This window comes from Sphingobium sp. RC1 (assembly GCF_059738765.1).
Window position 1 is genome coordinate 1,605,301 of the sequence record NZ_AP027306.1, and the last position, 21,409, is coordinate 1,626,709.

Genomic DNA, 21,409 nt, shown 5'->3' on the forward strand with positions numbered 1-21,409 from the left:
GTGAAGGAACTACCATGGCCTCTACGGCATTCCCCTCGCGCGACGATTTCGCCGCGCTTCTCAATGATTCTCTCGGTGGCGAGGACGGCGGCTTCGAAGGCCGCGTCGTAAAGGGCACCGTTACCGGCATCGAAAACGACATGGCGCTGATCGACGTCGGCCTGAAGTCGGAAGGCCGCGTGCCGCTGCGCGAATTCGCTGCGCCGGGCCAGAAGGCTGACCTGAAGGTCGGCGACGAAGTCGAAGTCTATGTCGACCGCGTCGAAAACGCCCATGGCGAAGCCATGCTGTCGCGCGACCGCGCTCGCCGCGAAGCCGCCTGGGACAAGCTGGAATCCGAATTCACCGAAAATGCTCGCGTCGAAGGCGTCATCTTCGGCCGCGTCAAGGGCGGCTTCACCGTCGACCTCGACGGCGCCGTGGCGTTCCTCCCCGGCAGCCAAGTCGACATCCGCCCCGTGCGCGACGTCACCCCGCTGATGGACATTCCGCAGCCCTTCCAGATCCTGAAGATGGATCGCCGTCGCGGCAACATCGTCGTGTCGCGCCGCGCCATCCTGGAAGAAACCCGCGCCGAACAGCGCTCGGGCCTCATCCAGACGCTGGCCGAAGGTCAGATCATCGAGGGCGTCGTCAAGAACATCACCGACTATGGTGCGTTCGTTGACCTGGGCGGCATCGACGGCCTGCTGCACGTCACCGACCTGTCGTACAAGCGCATCAACCACCCGAACGAGATGATCAACATCGGCGACACCGTCCGTGTTCAGATCATCCGCATCAACCGCGACACCCAGCGCATCAGCCTCGGCATGAAGCAGCTGGAAAGCGATCCGTGGGAAGGCGCCGCCGCCAAGTATCCGGTCGGCGCGAAGCTGTCGGGCCGCGTCACGAACATCACCGAATATGGTGCGTTCGTCGAACTGGAAGCCGGCATCGAAGGCCTGGTCCACGTTTCGGAAATGTCCTGGACCAAGAAGAACGTCCACCCCGGCAAGATCGTTTCGACCAGCCAGGAAGTCGAAGTTCTGGTGCTCGAAGTCGATCCCGAAAAGCGCCGCATCTCGCTCGGCCTCAAGCAGGCCCAGAACAACCCCTGGGACAGCTTCGCCGAACGTCACCCGATCGGTTCGACCGTCGAGGGCGAAGTCAAGAACGCGACCGAATTCGGCCTGTTCATCGGCCTGGACGGCGACGTGGACGGCATGGTCCACATGTCGGACATCGCATGGGGCATTTCGGGCGAAGACGCGCTGGCTCTGCACCGCAAGGGCGAGACGGTTTCGGCGGTCGTTCTCGACATCGACGTCGAGAAGGAGCGCATCAGCCTCGGCATGAAGCAGCTTGAGCGTGGTGGTCCGGCCGCTGGTGGCACCGCTGCCGCTGCTGCTGGCCTCAACAAGAACTCGATCGTCACCGTGACGGTTCTGGAAGTTCGTGACGGCGGTCTGGAAGTCCAGGCTGGCGAAGACGGCGCCGCCGGCTTCATCAAACGCAGCGACCTTGGCCGCGACCGCGACGAGCAGCGTTCGGAACGCTTCCAGGTCGGTCAGAAATTCGACGCCATGGTCACCGGTTTCGACCGTGCCAAGAAGCCGACTTTCTCGGTCAAGGCAATGCAGATCGCTGAAGAAAAGCAGGCCGTGGCTCAGTATGGCTCGTCCGACAGCGGTGCATCGCTCGGCGACATCTTGGGCGAAGCGCTGAAGGCCAAGAACGAAGGCTAATCCCTTCGGATACAACTAAAGTAATAGGCCCGTCGGAACTCCTTCCGGCGGGCTTTTTATATCCCAAAATGAGAAAACAACTACCGACATTGGATAATTGTCATGTGGGTAGGGACTCACTATGACTAAACTGGGAACCAGAAGGGGGAGCTGGAGGACCAATGATACGCTCGGAATTAATTCAGACTCTGGCAGAGGAAAATCCAGACCTTGGCCTTCAAGAGGTCGAGAGGATTGTAGACCTCTTCTTCAAAGAGATTGTTGACCGCCTGTCGGGTGGCGGCCGGGTAGAATTGCGTGGTTTCGGCGCCTTTACCACTCGTGCGCGAGACGCGCGGACTGGGCGTAATCCGCGTACAGGGGAACAGGTCCCTGTTTCGGCCAAGCGGGTGCCCTACTTCAAGCCGGGCAAGGAAATGCGCGAACGGCTGAACAGCAAGGCGCAGTGAACTCCAGCACATCTTGACCTACGCGTTCGGAAAGGTCAGTGGAAGCGCCACGCGGACGTGGCGAAATCGGTAGACGCAGCGGACTTAAAATCCGCCTCCCCCTGGGAATGCGGGTTCAAGTCCCGCCGTCCGCACCAAGGGTATCACGCATCGGACGTGAATTTGCCGCAAGGCTGGATATTCTGCCGCGCTTACCGCAATGATGGCGTATGGCCGGTGCAATCAATCCACAAAGTTTCAGCGATTCCCTCGTCATTCTGGGGGCCGCCGGGCTGGTGATCCCCGGCTTCGCACGCTTGAGGATCAGTCCCGTCATTGGCTTCATTCTGGTCGGGCTAGCTGTCGGCCCATCGGGCCTTGGCGCGCTGGTCGCTGAATATCCGTGGCTTTATCATGTCACCATTTCAAACAGAGGAGCGATTGAACCATTCGCTGAGCTTGGTGTCATATTACTTCTCTTCTCGATCGGGCTTGAGCTCAGCTTTCGCCGCCTCTGGACAATGCGCGCCCAAGTGTTCGGGGTCGGTGCCGCCGAACTAATCGGCGGCGCGTCGCTGATTGCTTTGGGCCTCTACTTTCTGGGACAACCAACCGCAGGCGCTGTCGGATTGGGTCTTGCCCTGGCCCTTTCCTCAACGGCCGTGGTGCTCCCTATGGTGGGCACGCAAAGCGCCGTGGGGCGGGCCGCGTTCGCGATGCTATTGTTTGAGGATCTGGCGCTTGTCCCCATAATATTCATGCTCGGCGCGCTCGCGCCGTCGGTAGCCTCCAGTCCTGACGGTGCCTGGGGCGAACTGGCCGATACGTTGCTAAAAGGCGGCATCACGATCGCGGTGATGCTAGTACTTGGCCGCATTTTTCTGTCACACATTTTCAGCCAGGCCGCGCGGACCAAAAGCCCTGAAGTTTTCCTTGCGGCCAGTCTGCTGGTGGTCATCGTTTCAAGTATCGCGACTTCGCTCGCAGGCCTTTCGCCAATTGTCGGCGCACTGCTGGCAGGCCTGCTCATCGCAGAGACCGAATATCATGGTGAGGTCGAAGTGATGACAGCGCCGTTTAAGGGGCTGGCGCTTGGCGTTTTCCTCATCACTGTGGGCATGAGCCTGGACGTCCGGGTGATCCTGGCGAATTGGCCGAGCCTTGTTCTTGCGGTCGTTGGAGTCGTCCTGGTCAAAACATTGGTCACCGCCGCGCTCCTCTATTTTTCAGGCGCGCGAAAGGGTGTAGCTCTGGAAGTTGGCGTGCTGATGGCCAGTCCTTCTGAAACGACCCTCATCGTGCTTTCGACAGCAGCAGCAGCCAAGCTCATCCTCCCATCGACCGCCGCCTTTTGGCAGATCGTCACGGCCATCGGCCTGACGATCACGCCACTTCTCGCACGCATCGGTCATGACATCGCGCGCAGGCTGGAAATGGCGCTGGGCGAGGAAGCGCCAGACCTACAGCAAGAAAGCACCGAGGCGGCAGCTGTCGTAATCGGGTTCGGGCGCGTCGGGCGAATGGTGTGCGATCTGCTTCGCCTCCATAACCAGCGCTTCACCGTTGTCGAATCCGACCCGGACGTAGTGGCGGAGGGGCGTCGTGGAGGCTATCCGATCCTTTTCGGTGATGTGGCGCGCGTCGAAATGCTCGACAAGCTCCGTTTGGGCCATGCACGAGCGTTGATCCTTACCATGGACGATCCCGTGCTTTCGGTGCGTGTCACGAAACGGGTGCGTGGATGGGTGCCGGATTTGCCGATCATCGCCCGTGCGCGCGATACTGATCATGCGGCACAACTCTATCAGGCTGGCGCAAGCGATGCGGTTCCCGAGACGCTTGAAAGCTCGCTACAACTCGCAGAAACGGCGCTCATCGACCTAGGCGTGGCGATGGGGCCGGTTATTGCCTCGATCCATCAAACGCGTGAGGACTTGCGCATGGGCATTAAAGATGCGGCGCAGATGGATACCGCTCCGAAACTGAGGCGGCTCCGCCCTGACGAGGTCGGCTAAGGTGCAATAGCTACAGCATTGTCAGACCCCGTGCTAGGCATGCCGCTCCCATCCCATTTGGGTTCCTTGTCCATCCGTTCCAATACTGTGCTTGCGGTCTCAGCAAGGCTGCCGCCATGGGGGTTATAAGCCACGGGCAGTAAATTGCGTCGCGCCTCCTTGCGGTCACCGATGCGCAATTGCTGCATCGCCAGAGTCATACGCAGGCCGAGATCAAAGGGCGCCAGTTCAGACGCGCGCTCCAGTCCTTGAAGCGCGAGCGAAGATGGCGTTTTCCCCTGCCGGGCGAAGCTGTCATAATAATAGAAGAGCGGCAGCGGATGGTCATTTTCGATGCGATTGAGTGCAATGAAAGTGGCGCGTGCTTGCTTATAGCCCTCGTCCTGATCCGGGGCATCTTGGGCCATGCGATAGAGGGACAGGCCCTTCTGGACATAGGCGTTGACCTGCTTCGGGTCGTCAGCGAGGGCGGCATCTGCTGCGGCGATCGCTTCCTTGTCGTTCCCAGCGTCATGTTCGGCCTCCGCCAACGCGGATAGGACCGCTGGATCTTTGGGGAAGCGCGAAGCTATGGCGCGCGCGTCCGTCAGAACGGCCTTGGCCCCTTCGTCGTCGACCCCGCGCCTGGAACGAATGATGACCGGCATCATTGCGTTTGCTCCCGCACTTACCCCTTGCACGACAACGGGGCCGGTTTTGATCATGCTGGCTGGCAGCTTGAGCATGGTCATGCGGGATTTGAGCAGATAGCGGTCTAACTCGTGTTCGAGCTGGCCGAAATCTCCAAACGCTTCGATCGCAGCAGACCGCGGGTCCTTACCCTGGGACATAAGGGTGAGGTAGCGTGAAAGCTGGCCTTTCCTGTCGGGGCTGAAAGTCAGGTAATGATAAAGGAGCCAGCTCTTGCCGTAGAAGGCATCATACCCCTTGCCTCGGCGCTTTTCATAGGCGGCAGGATCAAGCAGATCGTTCGCGGTCACGTCGATCGCCATATAAAGCTCATAAGCGCGATGCTGCGCGGGCCGCCCGAGTTCAACCCCGCCATCGTTGGGAAAAGCGGCTGACGAAAAGAACTCCGCCGCACCTTCCGACATCCAGCGCGGCATCGGGAAGTTGCTCGATCCGATCAGAAAATAATGTGCATATTCATGGAGCAGCGTGATCATCGACGTGTCGATTTGACCGTGCGTCGCTCTGACCCGGGGAACGATCGCGACCGATCCTCCAGCACGAGGTATGTAAAATCCGCCGATATATTGCGAATTGGCCCCATACAGCTTTCGGACCTGGGCTTCACTGCTCACTACATAGATAGTCAGTCGATTGGAGGGGCTAGGACGGAGGTTCGGCGTTCCCGTGACCGCCGCCATGGCCGCATGGTAGCTTTCAAGCTGCTGCGAGAAGAGGCGAGCGTCAGTTGCCCGGGCTTCGGCATAGACAACGAAATGGTCGCTCGACGCTTCCAGCCATTCAGCACGCGCTGCAGCGGGCACCAGTAGTAAACAGATAGCAACAAGAAACCGCATGATCCCCCCGATCATTGTCTCTCATCAGACTAGCGGTGATGACAGCAGAAACAAGATGGCGAAAGCGCAGCTTAAGCATCGCCTCCTTGCCAGCGGTCTTCGAAACCTGGAATTTTTATGCCGGGACGCTGGCCAAGGCCGTCTTGACCGCGTCAATCGCGGCGCCCGCCTTTTCTGCTTCCGGACCACCGCCCTGAGCCATGTCCGGACGGCCGCCGCCGCCCTTCCCGCCTAGCGCCTCGACACCCGCACGGACAAGATCGACGGCGCTGATCGTGCCGGTAAGGTCATCCGTCACGCCTACCGCGATGCTGACGCGGCCGTCCACCACGGCGAGCACGGCGGACACGCCGCTGCCCAGCGCGGCCTTGTTCTGGTCAACGATCCCGCGCAGTTCCTTGGGATCAAGCCCTTCGATGACCTGGCCGATGAAGTCGATCTGGCCAACCTTCTCGGGGCCGACTGCCTGAGCGCTGCTACCCCCGCCGAGGGCCAGAGCCTTCTTCGCTTCGGCCAATTCGCGTTCGAGCTTACGGCTCTGTTCCACCAGAGCGGCGATGCGCGCGGGCACCTCTTCAGGTGTGGTCTTGAGCGCAGCGGCCGATTGACGCAGGCGATCTTCTCGGTCGGTCAACCACAGGCGGGCCGCCTCTCCAGTCAGTGCCTCAATGCGGCGAACTCCCGAAGATACCGCGCTTTCGGAGATGATCTTGAAAATCGCAATGTCACCTGTAGCGCGGACGTGAGTGCCGCCGCACAACTCAACCGAATAGCTGTTCGCGTCGCCCTTACCCATGGAAAGAACGCGGACCTCGTCGCCATATTTTTCGCCAAACAGAGCCATAGCGCCCGCCGCGATAGCGTCATCGGGCGTCATGAGGCGCGTCGTGACGCTCGCATTGTGGCGGACCTGTTCGTTCACCAGGCTTTCAATCGAGGCGATCTGGCTGTGGGTCAGCGCTTCGGGATGCGAGAAGTCGAAGCGGAGACGATCGGGCGCCACCAGGCTCCCCTTCTGCGTCACATGAGCGCCCAGAGTATTCCGGAGCGCCGCATGGAGCAGGTGGGTAGCGCTATGATTCGCCCGGATGCGATCCCGGCGGTCGGTATCGACCGTGAGATGCACCGTATCGCCAACCTTGATGCTGCCCGTCCCGATTTTTGCTCGATGCGCGTGCAGGCGACCAAGTGGCTTTGCGGTATCTTCTACATCAGCCACAAGACCCGACAGCGACGTAATCGTGCCCGCGTCCCCCATCTGGCCGCCGCTTTCGCCATAGAAAGGCGTCTGATTTGTGACGATTGTGACCGTATCACCGGCTGCTGCGCTGTCGAAGTTCACACCGTCCTTGACGATCGCCAGCACCTCGCCCTCGCCCTCGGTCGAGCTGTAGCCGATGAACTCGGTATTGCCCGTTTTCTCAGCAATATCGAACCAGATTTCGTCAGACGCCTTTTCACCCGAGCCCTTCCATGCGGCGCGAGCGGCGGTCTTCTGCTCCGCCATGGCGGCGTCGAAGCCCTGGCGATCAACGCCCAGGCCGCGTGAACGCAGCGCATCTTCAGTCAGGTCATAGGGGAAGCCAAAGGTGTCGTAGAGCTTGAACGCGGTTTCGCCGGGCAACGTGCCGCCTTCGGAAAGGTCGACCGTCGCTTCGTCGAGCAGCTTGAGGCCCTTTTCCAAAGTCTGGCGGAAGCGGGTTTCCTCACGCAGCAGCGTTTCCTCGATCAGCGGTTGGGCGCGGACCAGTTCCTGATAAGCGCCGCCCATTTCGGATACGAGGCTGGGCACCAGTCGGTGCATCAACGGATCCTTTGCGCCGATAATGTGTGCGTGGCGCATGGCGCGGCGCATGATGCGGCGAAGGACATAGCCGCGGCCTTCATTCGCGGGCAGCACGCCGTCCGCGATCAGGAAGCTGGTGGAGCGTAGATGGTCCGCGATGACGCGGTGGCTGGCTTGATGCTCGCCATCGATGGCGGTCTTGGTCAGCGCGCCCGATTCCTCGATCAGCGCCTTGAACGTGTCGGTGTCGTAGTTGTTATGGACGCCTTGCAGCACAGCGGCGATGCGCTCCAGACCCATGCCGGTGTCGATGCTGGGCTTGGGCAATTCGCCGACGATCTCGTTCGCTTCCTGCTCATATTGCATGAAGACGAGGTTCCAGATTTCGACGAAGCGGTCGCCATCCTCTTCTGGCGATCCCGGAGGGCCGCCCCAGATATGATCGCCATGATCGTAGAAGATTTCCGAACAGGGGCCGCAGGGGCCGCTGTCACCCATCGCCCAAAAATTATCCTTGGTCGGGATGCGGATGATCTTGTGATCAGGCAGCCCCGCTATCTTCTTCCATAGGTCGAAGGCTTCATCGTCGGTGTGATAGACGGTGGCGGTCAGCTTGTCCGCCGGGATGCCCCATTCCTTGGTCAGCAATGTCCAGGCATGAGTGATCGCCTGTTCCTTGAAATAGTCGCCAAAGCTGAAATTGCCCAGCATTTCAAAGAAGGTATGATGGCGCGCGGTATAGCCGACATTGTCTAGATCGTTGTGCTTACCACCTGCACGAACCGACTTCTGGCTGCTGGTAGCAGTCGTGTAGGGCCGCGATTCCAGGCCCGTAAAGACATTCTTGAACGGCACCATGCCCGCGTTAACGAACATCAGCGTCGGGTCGTTATGCGGCACCAGAGGCGCTGAAGGAACGATGGTGTGGCCGTTCGCCCCGAAATAGTCGAGGAAGGAGCGGCGAATGTCGTTGGTCGATGTCATGCGCGCGATTTAGTGGGAAGCGCCCCGGCGCACAAGCGGGGCTTTTCATCGCAGCGGTCAAGTGGGGTCTCTTATCCGACAAGACACGCAAATCGGCCATTTACGGGCGCGTCGGCATTGCCCCTATCCCAAATCAATAATAAGGCCGGGTCATGGACGACAACACCCGCCGCGCAGCCCTGGATTATCACCGCTTTCCGCAGCCGGGGAAGCTACGGATAGAGCCTACCAAGCGCATGGTGAACCAGCGCGACCTGGCGCTGGCCTATTCGCCCGGCGTGGCCGCTCCCTGCCTGGAAATCGCCGAAGATCCCAAGAAGGCGATGGACTATACGGCGCGCGGCAATCTGGTCGCGGTTATCTCCAACGGCACGGCCGTGCTGGGGCTGGGTGCCATCGGTGCCCTTGCCTCCAAGCCGGTGATGGAGGGCAAGGCTGTCCTCTTCAAGAAGTTCGCCGATATCGATGTGTTCGATATCGAGGTGGACACGACCGATCCGGAAAAGTTCATCGAAGCCGTGGCGCTACTAGAGCCGACATTCGGCGGCATCAATCTGGAAGATATCAAGGCGCCGGAATGTTTCGCCATCGAGGCGGAGCTCAAGAAGCGGATGAAGATTCCGGTCTTCCACGACGATCAACATGGGACAGCGATCGTCGTGGCGGCCGCCGTGCGAAACGCGCTGGTCTTGCAGGGCAAGACATTGGCGGAAGCGCGACTGGTCACATCGGGGGCCGGAGCGGCGGCGTTGGCCTGCGTCGATCTGCTGGTGTCGATGGGCCTTCGGCAAGAGCATGTGACGCTGACCGACAAGGATGGCGTCATCCATTCAGGCCGCGAGGGCATGTTGCCCAACATGGCCCGTTACGCGCGCGCGACCAACGCGCGGACTTTGCCCGAAGTGCTGCCGGGGGCCAATATTTTCCTGGGCCTGTCGGCGCCGGGGGTGCTGAAGCCTGAATGGCTTCCCCTGCTCGCGCCCAATCCACTGATCTTCGCGCTGGCGAATCCGGAGCCGGAGATCCGGCCCGAGGTAGCGCGCGAGGCACGACCCGACGCCATCGTCGCAACCGGGCGTTCCGACTATCCCAATCAGGTCAATAACGTCCTGTGCTTCCCCTATATGTTCCGGGGGGCGCTGGACGCCCGCGCGACCGAGATTAACGAGGCCATGAAGGCAGCAGCGGCGGAAGCGATCGCCGCGCTCGCCCGGTTGCCAGCGCATGACAGCGTCGCGCAGGCCTATGGTGGGCGACGGCTGGCGTTCGGCCCGGACTATATCATTCCGACGCCGTTCGACCCACGCCTGATCGCAGAGATTGCGCCTGCGGTCGCCAAGGCGGCGATGGACAGCGGGGTGGCGAAGCGATCACTGGATATCGAAGCCTATCGCCGGTCACTGGCCCAACAGAACACGCGGTCAGCGCAGCTGATGCTGCCGGTGTTCGAGGCCGCACGGGGCACCTGCCGCCGCATCGCCTACGGCGAAGGCGAGGATGAGCGCGTGCTTCGCGCGATCCAGGACGGGTTGGACGAGGGGATCGTTCGTCCCGTCATCGTCGCCCGGCGGCGGATATTGAAGGATAAGCTGCCCAGCCTTGGCCTACGGTTCGAGCTGGATCGCGATGTGGAAGTTGTCGATCCAGAAACCGATCATGAACTGCTCGGGCAGCTGGTGGATGCCTATCGCGCCATCGCAGCGCGCAAAGGCGTCCCTACAGCCGAGCTGTTGCGTCATGTTTACCGACGCCCGACGGTCACGGCCGCGATGCTGCTGCGCACCGGGCGCGTCGATGCGGCGCTGGTCGGCGGCAACAGCGAATATTGGGGTCAGGTGGAACATGTCCTGCGGATCATCGAGCGTCGGCCGGGACATAGCCGCGTCTATGCGCTGTCGGGGCTGATCCTGGACGCAGGTGCGCTGTTCATCACCGATACGCATATGGTCCCCGATCCTACACCCGAGCAGGTGGCTGAGATGGCTATAGCGGGTGCGACCGAGCTACGGCACTTCGGGCTTTCGCCGCGCGTGGCGCTCCTTTCGCATTCGAATTTTGGAGCCTCGCACAGCCCTAGCGCGCGGAAGATGCGGACGGCGTTGCAACTGGTGCGCGCGCAGGCGCCGGACCTGCTCGTCGATGGTGAAATGCATGCGGATGCTGCGCTCAGCCAGTCGCTGCGGGAACGATTGGTCCCAGATACTCGCTTTGAAGGACCCGCCAATCTGCTGGTGATGCCGAACCTCGATTCGGCGAATATCACCCTCACCGCGCTATCCGCCTCCTCCAGTTCGCCGACCGTGGGGCCGATGCTGATGGGGCTGGCGCAACCCATTCACGTGCTGACGCCGGGCGTCACCGCTCGCGGTGTCCTGAACCTGACCGCAATCGCGGCGGCCGAGGTGGATCGGGAAGGCTGAGCTTAACCTTTTGCATGCAATAGAACGGACATGGCGCGATTGATCCGGAATGTAGCGAAAGCGGCGGGACCGAAGCTGATCATAGGCGGCGTGCTTGGTGCTGCCGGTTTGCTGGTGAGTATATATGTGGATCGCGGGCGCGATCTTGAGTCTTCGCCGCAGAAGGCCGCCTCACCTGAAAGCACCCCTGCCAAGGCACCAATCGAGCGAAGCCGGTCACAGCCGCTGCCCGTCAGTCCCCATGCGCTGATGGTCAAAAGCGTGTTGCCGATCGAGGGGCCGTTCCGTCATGGCGACTATATCTGGGATGAGAGCCAAGCGCCTGCGACGGGACCGGTCATCATCACGGTAGACCTGAAGGCTCAAACCCTGTCAGCTTTTCGCGCTGGCCATGAAATCGGCGCGGCAGTGATCCTCTATGGCGCCGATGACAAGCCCAGCCCCTTGGGCGCCTTCCCCATTACGCAGAAGGACGCGGACCATGTGTCCAGCCTTTATGATGCGCCGATGCCCTTCATGCTGCGACTGACGAATGATGGGGTGGCGATCCATGGCAGCGACGTCAAATGGGGCAGCGCCACCCACGGTTGCATCGGCGTGCCGACCGCCTTCGCGCGCAAGCTGTTTTCCGCGGTGAAGCTGGGGGACCTCGTGATCATCACGCAGGGCAAAATGCTGGACACCAGCCAGGTTCGAGACGCGGGCTGAACCGCGTCAATCCTGTTCACAAAGCGGATTGCCATCGCGCCCGGTGGCGCGCAGCGCAGAGCTGGCGTCGCTCGATGCGCGGGGGAAGCTGACGCCTTCGAGTGAGCCCCGTCCTTCGCAAAGATGAGCGCATTTTAGGTCGAGAACACCGGGGAAGGCGATCTGATCGCCATCATATTGCGCGACGATGATGCACCCCCCGTCACGATCGAAGTTGAGTATTAGCTTGTCTCCGGCTCGCTTTGCGGAACCCCGCCCCTGACAGCGTTGATCCTCGCCGAAAATGGCTTCGGCGCCGAAGCGGAAATCGCCGGATCTACCGGGGATGATGCACAGGCTGTCACTGCCCGCCTCATGACGTCGCTGGAAAAGCCCGACGGGAGACGATCTGGAGGTGTCCGCGATGACGCCGCTTTCGATGGCTGCGCGTTCGAGCCCGGACGTCGAGGCGGTATTGCCTGCCGAACTCGCGGAGCGCCCGCCGTCCCCCTGGCACCCGACCAGTAGCGGCAGGAAGGCCAGGCTATTCCACCGTATCGACAGCGGTCAGTCCTTCCGGGCCTACGTGGCGAAAGAAGCAGGAACGCGCGCCTGTGTGGCATGTTGGACCTGCCGGAACCGCCTTCACCCAAACTGCGTCCTGGTCGCAATCGATCCGGATGTCGCGTACCTCCAGCATGTGGCCTGATGTCTCGCCCTTTTTCCAGAGCGACTGGCGGCTGCGCGACCAGAAATGCGCCAATCCGGTCTCGACGGTCAGCGTCAACGCCTCCGCATTCATATGGGCGACCATCAGCACTTCGCCACTGCCAGCGTCGGTCACGACTGCTGTGATCAGTCCGTCACGATCATATTTGGGATTGAGGGTCAGGCCCTTGTCACGCGCATCGTCCATAGTCGGGCTATAGTCCGGTGGAGGGCTCATGCGAAGCCCATCGCGTCAGAAAAAGGAGGGAAATGGGGCGATCGAGGGGATCCGAACCCCCGACCTCTGGTACCACAAACCAGCGCTCTAACCAACTGAGCTACGATCGCCACAGGGCCGTTCGGCCCAAGAGAGATGCGGCACATATGCGGCGATTGGATAGTCGTCAAGCTGGCAAATGCGTGTGCACGATGGAAAAAGAAACGGGGCGCCGACCGATTGGCCCGCGCCCCTCTTCCCTCTGTTCAGTACATGGTCGCAGCGAGGCATTTCCCCCTATTGCAACACAACTCTCCTAAAACCATCAGGCCGCGATGCCCAACGTCCTTTATCTGAATCGGCGCCTGAAAAGGCGCCATATCCCTTTAGTTTACCGAGTCCTTCAGGCCCTTGCCAGCCTTGAACTTTGGCTGAGCTGAAGCCTTGATCGTCATCGTTTCGCCGGTGCGCGGGTTGCGGCCAGTGGATGCCTTGCGCTGGGAAACGGAAAAAGTGCCGAAGCCGACGAGGCGAACTTCATCGCCCTTCTTCAGCGCGGAAGAAATTGAATCGAACACGCCTTCGACCGCCTTGCTGGCGTCGCTTTTGCTAAGGCCGCTGCTTTCCGCAACAGCACTGATAAGATCCTGCTTGTTCATACCTTTGGAACCCCCTTCTAAATGTGTGAATACCTAAGGAATCGCGGATTAGGCGGGGCAATAAGGCGCAGCTTTGAACAACTGTCAAAGGGAAATCGACAAAGCTGCCACCGTCAGTGAGATTTTCAGCCTTGGGGCGAAATCTCACTGAAAGTAGCGGCTAATCTGCCTAACCAAAATTAGTGACGAAGCGTGGCATCGTTATCCCGGCCGGCGGCCGGGCTCGGCTGAGCCGCCAGATCATCTTCTTCCGTCCAGGCAATCGCTTCAGGCACAGAAACCAGCGCACGGGAAAGGACCTCGTCCACATGGGACACGGGCACGATTTCCAGCCCTTCCCGAATATTCGCCGGGATTTCAGCCAGATCCTTTTCATTTTCCGCCGGGATCAACACCGTCTTGATACCGCCGCGCAACGCCGCCAGCAGCTTTTCCTTCAGCCCGCCGATCGGAAGCACGCGGCCACGAAGCGTCACTTCACCCGTCATCGCAACATCCTTGTGAACAGGGATGCCGGTCAATGTCGAGACGATGCTCGTCACCATGCCGATGCCTGCGGAAGGGCCGTCCTTTGGCACAGCACCTTCGGGAAGGTGGATGTGAATGTCCTTCCGGGTGAAGAGGCTGGGCTTGATACCATAGCCCGGTGAGCGCGCTTTCACGTAAGAAAAGGCGGCCTGCACGGATTCGGTCATCACTTCGCCAAGCTTGCCGGTCGTCCGGATCGCGCCCTTTCCGGGGACGGTCACCGCTTCGATGGTCAGCAGCTCGCCGCCCACTTCGGTCCAGGCGAGCCCGGTGACGGCACCGATCTGGTTCTCCTCCTCACCGACGCCGTGGCGGAACTTCCGTACGCCGGCATATTCGGCAAGATTTTCCGGCGTGATCGTCACCTTCTCGAAAACGCCTTCCAAAATCTTGCGGAGCGCTTTGCGGGCAATCCGTGCCACTTCACGTTCAAGCGTGCGGACGCCCGCCTCTCGCGTATAGTAGCGGATAAGATCACGGATCGCGGCTTCGGTGACTTCCACCTCGCCTTCCTTGAGGCCGTGGGCATCGATCTGCTTTTGCAACAAGTGGCGCTGCGCAATCTCGACCTTCTCATCCTCGGTATAGCCTTCGAGCCGGATGATCTCCATCCGGTCCAGCAGTGGCTGAGGCAGGTTCAGCGAGTTGGCGGTCGTGACGAACATCACGTCCGAAAGATCGACATCGATCTCGAGATAATGGTCCTGAAACTTGCTGTTCTGCTCCGGATCCAGCACCTCCAGCAGCGCCGAAGCCGGATCGCCCCGGAAATCCTGGCCCAGCTTGTCGATCTCATCCAGCAGGAAGAGCGGGTTCATCGTGCCCGCCTTCTTGAGGTTGGTCACGATCTTGCCGGGCAGAGACCCGATATAGGTGCGGCGATGGCCACGAATTTCGGCTTCGTCGCGCACGCCGCCAAGCGACTGGCGCACGAAGTCGCGGCCCGTCGCCTTGGCGATCGAACGGCCGAGCGAGGTCTTGCCAACGCCCGGAGGGCCAACGAGGCACAGAATAGGACCCTTCAGCTTATTAGTGCGGGCCTGCACCGCAAGATATTCGATGATCCGGTCCTTGACCTTCTCCAGCGCGAAATGATCCTCGTCCAGTATGGCTTGCGCGCGCTTCAGGTCGGTCTTGACCTTGCCCTTCTTGCCCCATGGCAGGCCCAGGAGCACGTCGAGATAATTACGCACGACCGTGGCTTCGGCCGACATGGGCTGCATGCCCTTGAGCTTTTTGAACTCGGCTGTCGCCTTTGCGCGCGCTTCCTTGCTGAGCTTTGTCTTGGCGATCTTCTCGGCCAGTTCGGCGAGTTCATCGCCCTCTTCGCCCTCGCCATTACCCAACTCGCGCTGGATCGCCTTCAACTGTTCGTTCAGATAATATTCGCGCTGAGTCTTTTCCATCTGCCGCTTTACGCGACCGCGAATCTTCTTTTCGACCTGAAGAACGCCAAGCTCGCCTTCCATGAAGGCGAAGACCATCTCCAGACGCTTTACGGGATCAGCCTCTACCAGCAGCGACTGCTTGTCGGCGACCTTCACGTTGATGTTGGCGGCAACGGCGTCGGCCAGACGGCCTGCATCCTCGATCTCACGCAGCTGAACGGGCGTTTCGGCAGGCAGCTTCTTATTGAGCTTTGCGTAGTTTTCGAATTGCTCGGCGACGGAGCGCATCAGCGCCTCGGCTTCAGGCCCTTCGGCTGCGATCTCATCGACCGGATCGACTTCGGCGATCAGATGGTTATCGGCCGAGCTGATCGACTGCAGTTGCGCGCGATGCTTTCCTTCGACCAACACCCGGACGGTGCCGTCCGGCAGCTTCAGCAACTGCAACACGATCGCGACGACGCCGGTGTCGTACAGCGAGTCACGGTTCGGGTCATCCTCGGCCGGGTCAAGCTGCGACACGAGGAAGATTTCCTTATTTCCTTCCATCGCCGATTCAAGGGCAGAGACGCTCTTGTCGCGACCGACGAAAAGCGGGACGATCATCTGCGGAAAAACCACGATGTCGCGCAACGGAAGGAGGGGATATTGCGTAGTCATTCAATCTCCGGCGGGCCGCACGATTATTTGCTCTGCCATGCGGTTCATGGCTTTATGGGGACCATCAGGGCATCATTCAATTGGTGCCGTCCTTTTGAACGGACTGTTATCCGAGTGCCGATCAGAAAGGCAGCTTGAACCCCGGCGGAAGCGGGAGGCCGCTCGTCATCTTCGACATTTCCGCAGAACTTACCTCGTCCGCTTTTTTGCGAGCGTCGTTGAAAGCTGCTGCCACGAGATCCTCAAGCATCTGCTTTTCGCTAGGCGCGAGCAGACTGTCGTCGATCGATACGCCCACGATCCGGCCCTTGGCCGAAGCGCGGACCTTTACCAGACCGCCGCCTGCGGCTCCCTCAACCTCGATCTTGTCGAGATTGTCCTGAGCGCGTTGCAGTTCTTCCTGCACGCGGCTGGCCATGCCCAATATTTCGTTCAGATCCTTCATCGCTCTGCGCTCCATGCTTCGGTCCGATCAAGATCGGCTTCGGGGAAGGCCGCAAGCACGGCCTTCACCACCGGGGTATTGAATATTTCGGCACGTTCCTGTGCCTGACTTGCCTGCTGCTGCTCCAGCAATGACGGAGCGGCACCGCCTTCACTGCGCCTGATCTGCCACGGGGAACCCGTCGCCCTCTGCAATTCCATCGAGAGCGTACGGCAGAAATCACCGTCGGCCCACTCCTGCGTTAGTTGTAATTCCAATTCAGGTGGATCGAACCGGACGATGCGCACGCAATCATGAAGGAAGTCAGCGAGCCGCCCCTTCTTTTGTTCCCAAAGCAGATCGACGAGGGCCTTCGCATCCTGGGGCAGCGATGCGGTAGGAGCAGAGGCGGATGAGGCCGAAACCGAAGCCGTTTGCGCAGCCGGAACGGAGCCTTCGCGCAGGAGCCGCGCGATCTCGCCGGGGTCGGGCATGGTCGCGGCGTGCATGACACGGAGCAGGGCCATCTCGCAGGATTCGATCGGGAATGCGGCGCCTGCAACCTCGTCATGGCCCTTTAGGAGCAACTGCCAGAGACGATGAAGCGGCGCGAAGCCGATTTGCGAGGCCCAGGTGGCGAGCGCCTCTCGTTCCTCCGCGGACTGGCCGGGATTGGCGATGTCCCGCCCTGCCTTCGCCAGCGTCACGGCATGTACCAGTTCAAGCAGGCCCCGAACCAGCGACAGCGGCTCCACACCGAGCGCATATTGCTCGCGCACCGCAGCCAGCAGCGCAGCGGTATCGCCTTCCAGCAACAGGCTGAGCAGGCGGCGAACGGCGCCACGATCCGACAGGCCGAGCATATCGCGGACCTGAGCGGCGGTGACGAGCGGGGCGCCCTCCCCCATTTCCGCATGGGCGATTGCCTGGTCGAGGATGGAAAGGCCGTCGCGGGCGGAGCCTTCTGCTGCCTGAGCGATCAGCGCGAGGGCATCGTCTTCGGCGGCAACCTGTTCCGTCTCGACCACATGCGCAAAGTGGGCCGCGAGCAGTTCAGCGGGAATGCGGCGCAGGTCGAAACGCTGGCAACGGGAAAGGACGGTGACGGGAACCTTGTTCACCTCGGTCGTGGCGAACAAGAATTTTACATGCGCGGGCGGCTCTTCGAGCGTCTTGAGAAGCGCGTTGAACGCGTTCTTCGAAAGCATGTGAACTTCGTCGATAATGTAAATTTTGTAGCGTGCGGAAACTGCGGCATAGCGCACCGCCTCGATAATCTCGCGTACATCGTCGACACCAGTGTGGCTGGCGGCGTCCATTTCGACCACGTCGATGTGGCGGCCCTCTGCAATTGCCTGGCAGGGTTCGCACACGCCGCAGGGATCGATCGTGGGGCCGCCCTGCCCGTCCGGTCCCACGCAGTTCAACGCCTTTGCGATCAGGCGGGCCGTTGATGTTTTCCCGACACCTCGCACCCCGGTCATCAAGAATGCGTGGGCCAACCTGCCCCGCCGGATGGCGTTACCCAGCGTCTGGACCATGGCATCCTGCCCGATCAGTTCGCGAAAGCTGCGCGGCCGGTATTTGCGCGCAAGCACGCGATAAGGCTGAGATGAATCGGACATGGTAACAATCTAGCGGCTTGAGGAGCGGCTGTCGAAGCCGGAAAGCCGAATAAAGGTGGGAGCCGGAACGACCCGCGGCGAAATCGTTGTGGCTGCTTCCGTCAGGACCTGACCAGGTTGGCGACGACCACGTCCGCCCGACTCCCGGCGCGGCATATGGCGAAAGGCTGTGACGATGGCAAGGGCCGGGTTATTCAAGCCCGGTTCGCTGCGCCTTTGCGACGAAATCAAGTGCGGCGCGGGCCGCTTCGGCGACGGCTGCCTCGGCCGCCTTGGCATCGGTGGTCGGCCGATCGAGATAGACGGCCAGCACATATTCCTCGCCAGATGGCGCCTTCACTAATGCCACGTCATTATAGGCGGTGCCGCAGCTTCCCGTCTTGCTGCCCGAGGTCCAGCCTTTAGGCAGGCCCGCCTTGATCCGCTTATCGCCCGTTGTGCTGGCGTTGAGCCATGTTCTCAGGCGATCAGCGCTCTCGCTCTTCATGTCGCGGAAGATCAGGCGAGCCATGAGGTTTGCCATGGCGGAAGGACTGGTGGTGTCACGGGGATCACCTTCGACATTTTCGTTCAGTGCCGGTTCGATCCTGTCGAACCTCGTCACCGTATCGCCATGCGCGCGGGCGAAGGCCGTCAATCCTTCCGTGCCGCCGATCATTGGCAGCAGCAGATTTGCGGCACTATTGTCGCTAACCTCCACTGCCGCCTCGGCCAGTTCCGCCATAGACAGGCGACCGCGTTTCCGGTTTGCCTTCACCACCGGCGCATAGTCGAGAATGTCCGCGTCAGTGAACGCCACCTGCCCTTCCAGCCCGAACCGCCCTGCGTCGGCGCCCATGAGCACGGCCGCTGCGAGAGGCGCCTTGAAGGTCGAGCACATGGCAAAGCGTTCGTCCCGGTTGAAGCCCAGCAGCAGTCCGCCCTTGCTGTCGACCAGCGCGACGCCGAGACGGCCGCCGGTCTCTTTTTCGATCTCGCGCGGGTTGCGCACCGATTTCATTGCCGATTCGCTGACCATGTAACGGGGCGCAGGCGGCAAGAGGGATTGGCGTGCGCCGTCCTGTTGCGCCATGACTGGGCCAGAGAGCGACAACATCATCCCCGCCGCGACACCGATGCAAAGGCGCATGAACTACATGCCCTGCATATTGTAGGATTCGCCGGGGATGCGGACGGTGAGGCCGTCGAGCTTCTCTTCCAATATGATCTGGCATGACAGGCGGCTGGTTCGTGTGGCTGCTGCGGCGAGGTCCAGCATATCCTCCTCCGCCTCGCTGGCGGGCGGCAGTTTGGAAAAATCCTCTGATTCAACAATCACATGGCAAGTGGAACACGCCATCTGTCCCTCGCACGTTCCCTCCAGCGGCTGACCTGCCGCCTGAGCTACCTCCAAAAGCACCGAGCCTGCGGCGGCATCGACCTCCTGACGATTTTCGCCATCCGCGCTGACGAACGTGACCCTGATCATGATTGCGACTCCCTTGGCTACGGCGCCGCTTGTACGGCTGCCGCGTCGTTTATTATCTTTGCGGCGCTCTCCAGTTCGGCCGGTGTCGTGTAGCGGCCAAAGCCGATCCGCACCGATCCGCGCGCCTCTCGTTCCGACAATCCGATGGCGCGCAGCACATGGCTTGGCCGCCCAGAGCCACTCGCGCAAGCACTTCCCAGCGAAAATGCGACATTGCGGCAATCCGATAACAGCCGCGCTCCATCGATCCCGGCCCGGCGAATATTGAGATTGCCGCGATAGCGCGCATCCGCGCCGCCGTTGAGGCTCCACGTGTCAAACAGGTCGCGCGCCTGTCGCCATAGCGCCTCTACATGCGCGTGGTCCTGTTTTGCCCGCTCCCGCATCAGCCGGGCGGCGACGCCGAAACCGGCGCACAAGGCAGGCGATAGCGTGCCTGATCGCAGGCCCGCCTCTTGCCCGCCGCCGTACATGACAGGCTCCAACTTCACCTCGTCCCGTATCCAGAGGGCACCCACGCCCTTTGGCCCATGGATCTTGTGGGCGCTTATGGCGATCAAGTCACAGCTGTCGGGGATAGGGACGCGGCCATAGCCTTGCACCGCATCGCAGAGGAACAGCGCGCCTGCGCGGTGAGCAAGGGCGGCGAGTTTGTCCACGGGCTGGATGACGCCGATCTCATTGTTCACGAGCATGGCAGCGACGAGTCCCACGCCGGGTTTGATCGCGGCTTCCGCTGCGTCCAGATCGACGAGGCCGTCGCTGCTGACTGGCAGGATTGTGACACGTCGCCCCCTGGTTCCCAGTGCGGACACCGTATCAAGAACGGCCGCATGCTCGGTCGCCAGCGTCACTATGTCGCCAGCGGGCGCCCCGAGAATGGCGAGGTTCAGCGCTTCGGTCGCGCCTGATGTGAAGATCAGTCGGCCTCCGTGGGGCAAGAGCCTGATGACCTCTTCGCGCGCCAGCTCGACCTGCGCCGCAGCGGCTCGCCCCAATCGGTGGGCGCTGTGGGGGTTGGCGAACTGGTCGCGGAGAAGTGGGACCATGGCGTCAAAGGCCTCTGGCGCGAGCGGCGTCGTAGCCTGATAGTCCAGATAGATGGTCATGGCCGCCTGCTTGCCATCCTTGTCCATTGGTCCAGGAAGCGATCGATGTCGGCATCGCTGGTCGATGGACCGAAGCTAACCCGTATGACTTCACCAGCCGCAGCCTCGTCCCAGCCCATGGCGTGGAGAACGTGGCTGGTCTTGAGCGAACCGGATGAGCAAGCGCTACCCGCCGAAACAGAAATTCCGGCAAGGTCGAACTGAATGAGCTGGGCGCGGGCCGAAACACCGGGCATGCGGTAGCTGGCAATCGCGGGGCTGCGCGGCGCCGCGCGCGCGACGATTTCACCGCCCCTTTCCTCGATGGCTTGGTCCAGACGCTCCCGGAGCCGCGCAGCCACTGGCAGCCAGTCCAGGCGATCTTCCAGAGCAGCCGCCATGGCAAGAACGCCGGGGAGGTTTTCAGTGCCGGGCCGATAGCCCTGCTCCTGACCACCGCTGGGTTGCAGTAGCCCCAAATCCCGGACGAGAAGAGCGCCTACACCGGGCGGCCCTCCGAATTTATGGGCACTGATCGCGATCATGTCCGCGTCAGGCAGGGGGAGTTTGCCCGCGCTCTGGGCGCAGTCAGCAAAGAGGATCGATCCTTGACGATCCAATGTGTCGAGCGGCTGGATGACGCCGGTTTCATTATTCACATGCTGGATGGCGATGAGCGTTTCGGGGCCAAATGCTGTTGAAGCGAGCGCCACAGCGCCTTCTGCGGTGACTTTCAGCCGTTCGACCTCGGGCGTCACGCGGAGAACCGAATCATGTTCTACTGGAGATGTGAAAATATGGGCGGCCTTTGCTCGCGTCAGGCCAATGACGATCGCCTCGCTCGCGCCCGAGGTGAACAGGACATGTCCCTTCCATCCCAAGGCAGCAGCGATCCGCGCCCTGGCATCCTCCAGGGCAGCACGGGCCGCGCGTCCTTCCGCATGCGGGCTGGATGGGTTTGCCCATAGTTCCATTGCCTCCCGCATGGCAGCTTTCGCCTGCGGCAGCATGGGGGTTGTCGCGGCGTGGTCCAGATAAAGGCGATCAAGGGCCACGAGGCGATGTTACTCA

At 61.2% G+C, this 21,409-nt stretch carries 16 protein-coding genes, 2 tRNA genes and 1 other RNA gene; 6 read left to right on the plus strand and 13 right to left on the minus strand.

From position 1 onward, the window contains the following. Nucleotides 1-14: 14 nt before the first annotated feature. The 4 genes from rpsA to AC6JBC_RS07895 all read left to right on the plus strand — a co-directional run bounded on the left by rpsA (nt 15) and on the right by AC6JBC_RS07895 (nt 4,170). Nucleotides 15-1,727 carry a 30S ribosomal protein S1 gene (rpsA, locus tag AC6JBC_RS07880; protein WP_464788828.1) on the plus strand — a complete coding sequence of 571 codons (1,713 nt, stop codon included), beginning with the start codon at nt 15-17 and terminating at the stop codon, nt 1,725-1,727. A gap of 161 nt (nt 1,728-1,888) precedes the next feature. Next, complete coding sequence (locus tag AC6JBC_RS07885; RefSeq protein WP_196226199.1) at nt 1,889-2,176, plus strand: integration host factor subunit beta; 288 nt, start codon at nt 1,889-1,891, stop codon at nt 2,174-2,176. Between the two features lie 51 nt (nt 2,177-2,227). Beyond that, nucleotides 2,228-2,313, plus strand: a tRNA-Leu gene (locus tag AC6JBC_RS07890). 72 nt (nt 2,314-2,385) lie between these two features. Next, the gene (locus tag AC6JBC_RS07895; protein WP_498023731.1) at nt 2,386-4,170 is read left to right on the plus strand and encodes a cation:proton antiporter domain-containing protein; all 1,785 of its coding nucleotides are present in this window, start codon (nt 2,386-2,388) and stop codon (nt 4,168-4,170) included. Here AC6JBC_RS07895 and AC6JBC_RS07900 read toward each other — a convergent pair. Both AC6JBC_RS07900 and alaS read right to left on the minus strand, forming a co-directional pair. Continuing rightward, entirely contained in the window at nt 4,167-5,696 is a 1,530-nt protein-coding gene (locus tag AC6JBC_RS07900) for a hypothetical protein (RefSeq protein ID WP_498023732.1), read from the minus strand. The two genes, AC6JBC_RS07895 and AC6JBC_RS07900, sit on opposite strands and share 4 nt — an antisense overlap. Nucleotides 5,697-5,811: 115 nt before the next feature. Continuing rightward, nucleotides 5,812-8,466 carry an alanine--tRNA ligase gene (gene alaS / locus AC6JBC_RS07905; protein WP_498023733.1) on the minus strand — a complete coding sequence of 885 codons (2,655 nt, stop codon included), beginning with the start codon at nt 8,464-8,466 and terminating at the stop codon, nt 5,812-5,814. A 152-nt stretch (nt 8,467-8,618) separates the two neighbouring features. Between alaS and AC6JBC_RS07910 the strand changes: the two genes are divergently transcribed. Together AC6JBC_RS07910 and AC6JBC_RS07915 are read left to right on the plus strand one after the other, a co-directional pair. Beyond that, nucleotides 8,619-10,886 carry an NADP-dependent malic enzyme gene (locus AC6JBC_RS07910; RefSeq protein WP_498023734.1) on the plus strand — a complete coding sequence of 756 codons (2,268 nt, stop codon included), beginning with the start codon at nt 8,619-8,621 and terminating at the stop codon, nt 10,884-10,886. Between the two features lie 30 nt (nt 10,887-10,916). Continuing rightward, nucleotides 10,917-11,594, plus strand: a complete 678-nt coding sequence (locus AC6JBC_RS07915; protein WP_498023735.1) for a L,D-transpeptidase family protein — start codon at nt 10,917-10,919, stop codon at nt 11,592-11,594. Nucleotides 11,595-12,117: 523 nt separating this feature from the next. Here the strand turns inward: AC6JBC_RS07915 and hisI are convergent. From hisI to AC6JBC_RS07970, 11 genes are all read right to left on the minus strand, one after another. Further along, nucleotides 12,118-12,489, minus strand: coding sequence for a phosphoribosyl-AMP cyclohydrolase (gene hisI, locus AC6JBC_RS07920; RefSeq protein WP_464789148.1), 372 nt, complete (start codon nt 12,487-12,489; stop codon nt 12,118-12,120). 63 nt (nt 12,490-12,552) lie between these two features. Continuing rightward, nucleotides 12,553-12,629 (minus strand) — tRNA-His (locus tag AC6JBC_RS07925). 255 nt (nt 12,630-12,884) lie between these two features. Then, nucleotides 12,885-13,157 (minus strand): HU family DNA-binding protein, encoded by a 273-nt coding sequence (locus AC6JBC_RS07930; protein WP_196226204.1) that lies wholly within the window; start codon nt 13,155-13,157, stop codon nt 12,885-12,887. A 179-nt stretch (nt 13,158-13,336) separates the two neighbouring features. Beyond that, nucleotides 13,337-15,733, minus strand: a complete 2,397-nt coding sequence (gene lon / locus AC6JBC_RS07935) for an endopeptidase La (RefSeq protein ID WP_498023736.1) — start codon at nt 15,731-15,733, stop codon at nt 13,337-13,339. Nucleotides 15,734-15,854: 121 nt separating this feature from the next. Further along, on the minus strand, nt 15,855-16,178 hold the full coding sequence (locus tag AC6JBC_RS07940; RefSeq protein ID WP_196226206.1) for a YbaB/EbfC family nucleoid-associated protein: 324 nt from the start codon (nt 16,176-16,178) through the stop codon (nt 15,855-15,857). After that, nucleotides 16,175-17,782, minus strand: a complete 1,608-nt coding sequence (locus tag AC6JBC_RS07945; protein ID WP_498023737.1) for a DNA polymerase III subunit gamma/tau — start codon at nt 17,780-17,782, stop codon at nt 16,175-16,177. Before AC6JBC_RS07945 ends, AC6JBC_RS07940 begins: the two co-directional genes overlap by 4 nt. Before the next feature lie 51 nt (nt 17,783-17,833). Continuing rightward, nucleotides 17,834-17,931, minus strand: an RNA gene (gene ffs, locus AC6JBC_RS07950) — signal recognition particle sRNA small type. A gap of 41 nt (nt 17,932-17,972) precedes the next feature. Next, nucleotides 17,973-18,881, minus strand: a complete 909-nt coding sequence (blaSGM, locus tag AC6JBC_RS07955; protein ID WP_498026029.1) for an SGM family class A beta-lactamase — start codon at nt 18,879-18,881, stop codon at nt 17,973-17,975. 33 nt (nt 18,882-18,914) lie between these two features. Further along, on the minus strand, nt 18,915-19,250 hold the full coding sequence (locus AC6JBC_RS07960) for a 2Fe-2S iron-sulfur cluster-binding protein (protein WP_196226209.1): 336 nt from the start codon (nt 19,248-19,250) through the stop codon (nt 18,915-18,917). 17 nt (nt 19,251-19,267) lie between these two features. Further along, nucleotides 19,268-20,359 (minus strand): cysteine desulfurase family protein, encoded by a 1,092-nt coding sequence (locus AC6JBC_RS07965; protein WP_498023738.1) that lies wholly within the window; start codon nt 20,357-20,359, stop codon nt 19,268-19,270. Beyond that, nucleotides 20,356-21,393, minus strand: a complete 1,038-nt coding sequence (locus AC6JBC_RS07970; protein WP_498023739.1) for a cysteine desulfurase family protein — start codon at nt 21,391-21,393, stop codon at nt 20,356-20,358. Before AC6JBC_RS07970 ends, AC6JBC_RS07965 begins: the two co-directional genes overlap by 4 nt. Nucleotides 21,394-21,409 lie beyond the last annotated feature (16 nt).

Coding starts and splice junctions, on each gene's coding strand:
- rpsA (WP_464788828.1), top strand. CDS start 15: ATGGCCTCTACGGCATTCCCCTCGCGCGACGATTTCGCCGCGCTTCTC.
- AC6JBC_RS07885 (WP_196226199.1), top strand. CDS start 1,889: ATGATACGCTCGGAATTAATTCAGACTCTGGCAGAGGAAAATCCAGAC.
- AC6JBC_RS07895 (WP_498023731.1), top strand. CDS start 2,386: ATGGCCGGTGCAATCAATCCACAAAGTTTCAGCGATTCCCTCGTCATT.
- AC6JBC_RS07900 (WP_498023732.1), bottom strand. CDS start 5,696: ATGCGGTTTCTTGTTGCTATCTGTTTACTACTGGTGCCCGCTGCAGCG.
- alaS (WP_498023733.1), bottom strand. CDS start 8,466: ATGACATCGACCAACGACATTCGCCGCTCCTTCCTCGACTATTTCGGG.
- AC6JBC_RS07910 (WP_498023734.1), top strand. CDS start 8,619: ATGGACGACAACACCCGCCGCGCAGCCCTGGATTATCACCGCTTTCCG.
- AC6JBC_RS07915 (WP_498023735.1), top strand. CDS start 10,917: ATGGCGCGATTGATCCGGAATGTAGCGAAAGCGGCGGGACCGAAGCTG.
- hisI (WP_464789148.1), bottom strand. CDS start 12,489: ATGGACGATGCGCGTGACAAGGGCCTGACCCTCAATCCCAAATATGAT.
- AC6JBC_RS07930 (WP_196226204.1), bottom strand. CDS start 13,157: ATGAACAAGCAGGATCTTATCAGTGCTGTTGCGGAAAGCAGCGGCCTT.
- lon (WP_498023736.1), bottom strand. CDS start 15,733: ATGACTACGCAATATCCCCTCCTTCCGTTGCGCGACATCGTGGTTTTT.
- AC6JBC_RS07940 (WP_196226206.1), bottom strand. CDS start 16,178: ATGAAGGATCTGAACGAAATATTGGGCATGGCCAGCCGCGTGCAGGAA.
- AC6JBC_RS07945 (WP_498023737.1), bottom strand. CDS start 17,782: ATGTCCGATTCATCTCAGCCTTATCGCGTGCTTGCGCGCAAATACCGG.
- blaSGM (WP_498026029.1), bottom strand. CDS start 18,881: ATGATGTTGTCGCTCTCTGGCCCAGTCATGGCGCAACAGGACGGCGCA.
- AC6JBC_RS07960 (WP_196226209.1), bottom strand. CDS start 19,250: ATGATCAGGGTCACGTTCGTCAGCGCGGATGGCGAAAATCGTCAGGAG.
- AC6JBC_RS07965 (WP_498023738.1), bottom strand. CDS start 20,359: ATGACCATCTATCTGGACTATCAGGCTACGACGCCGCTCGCGCCAGAG.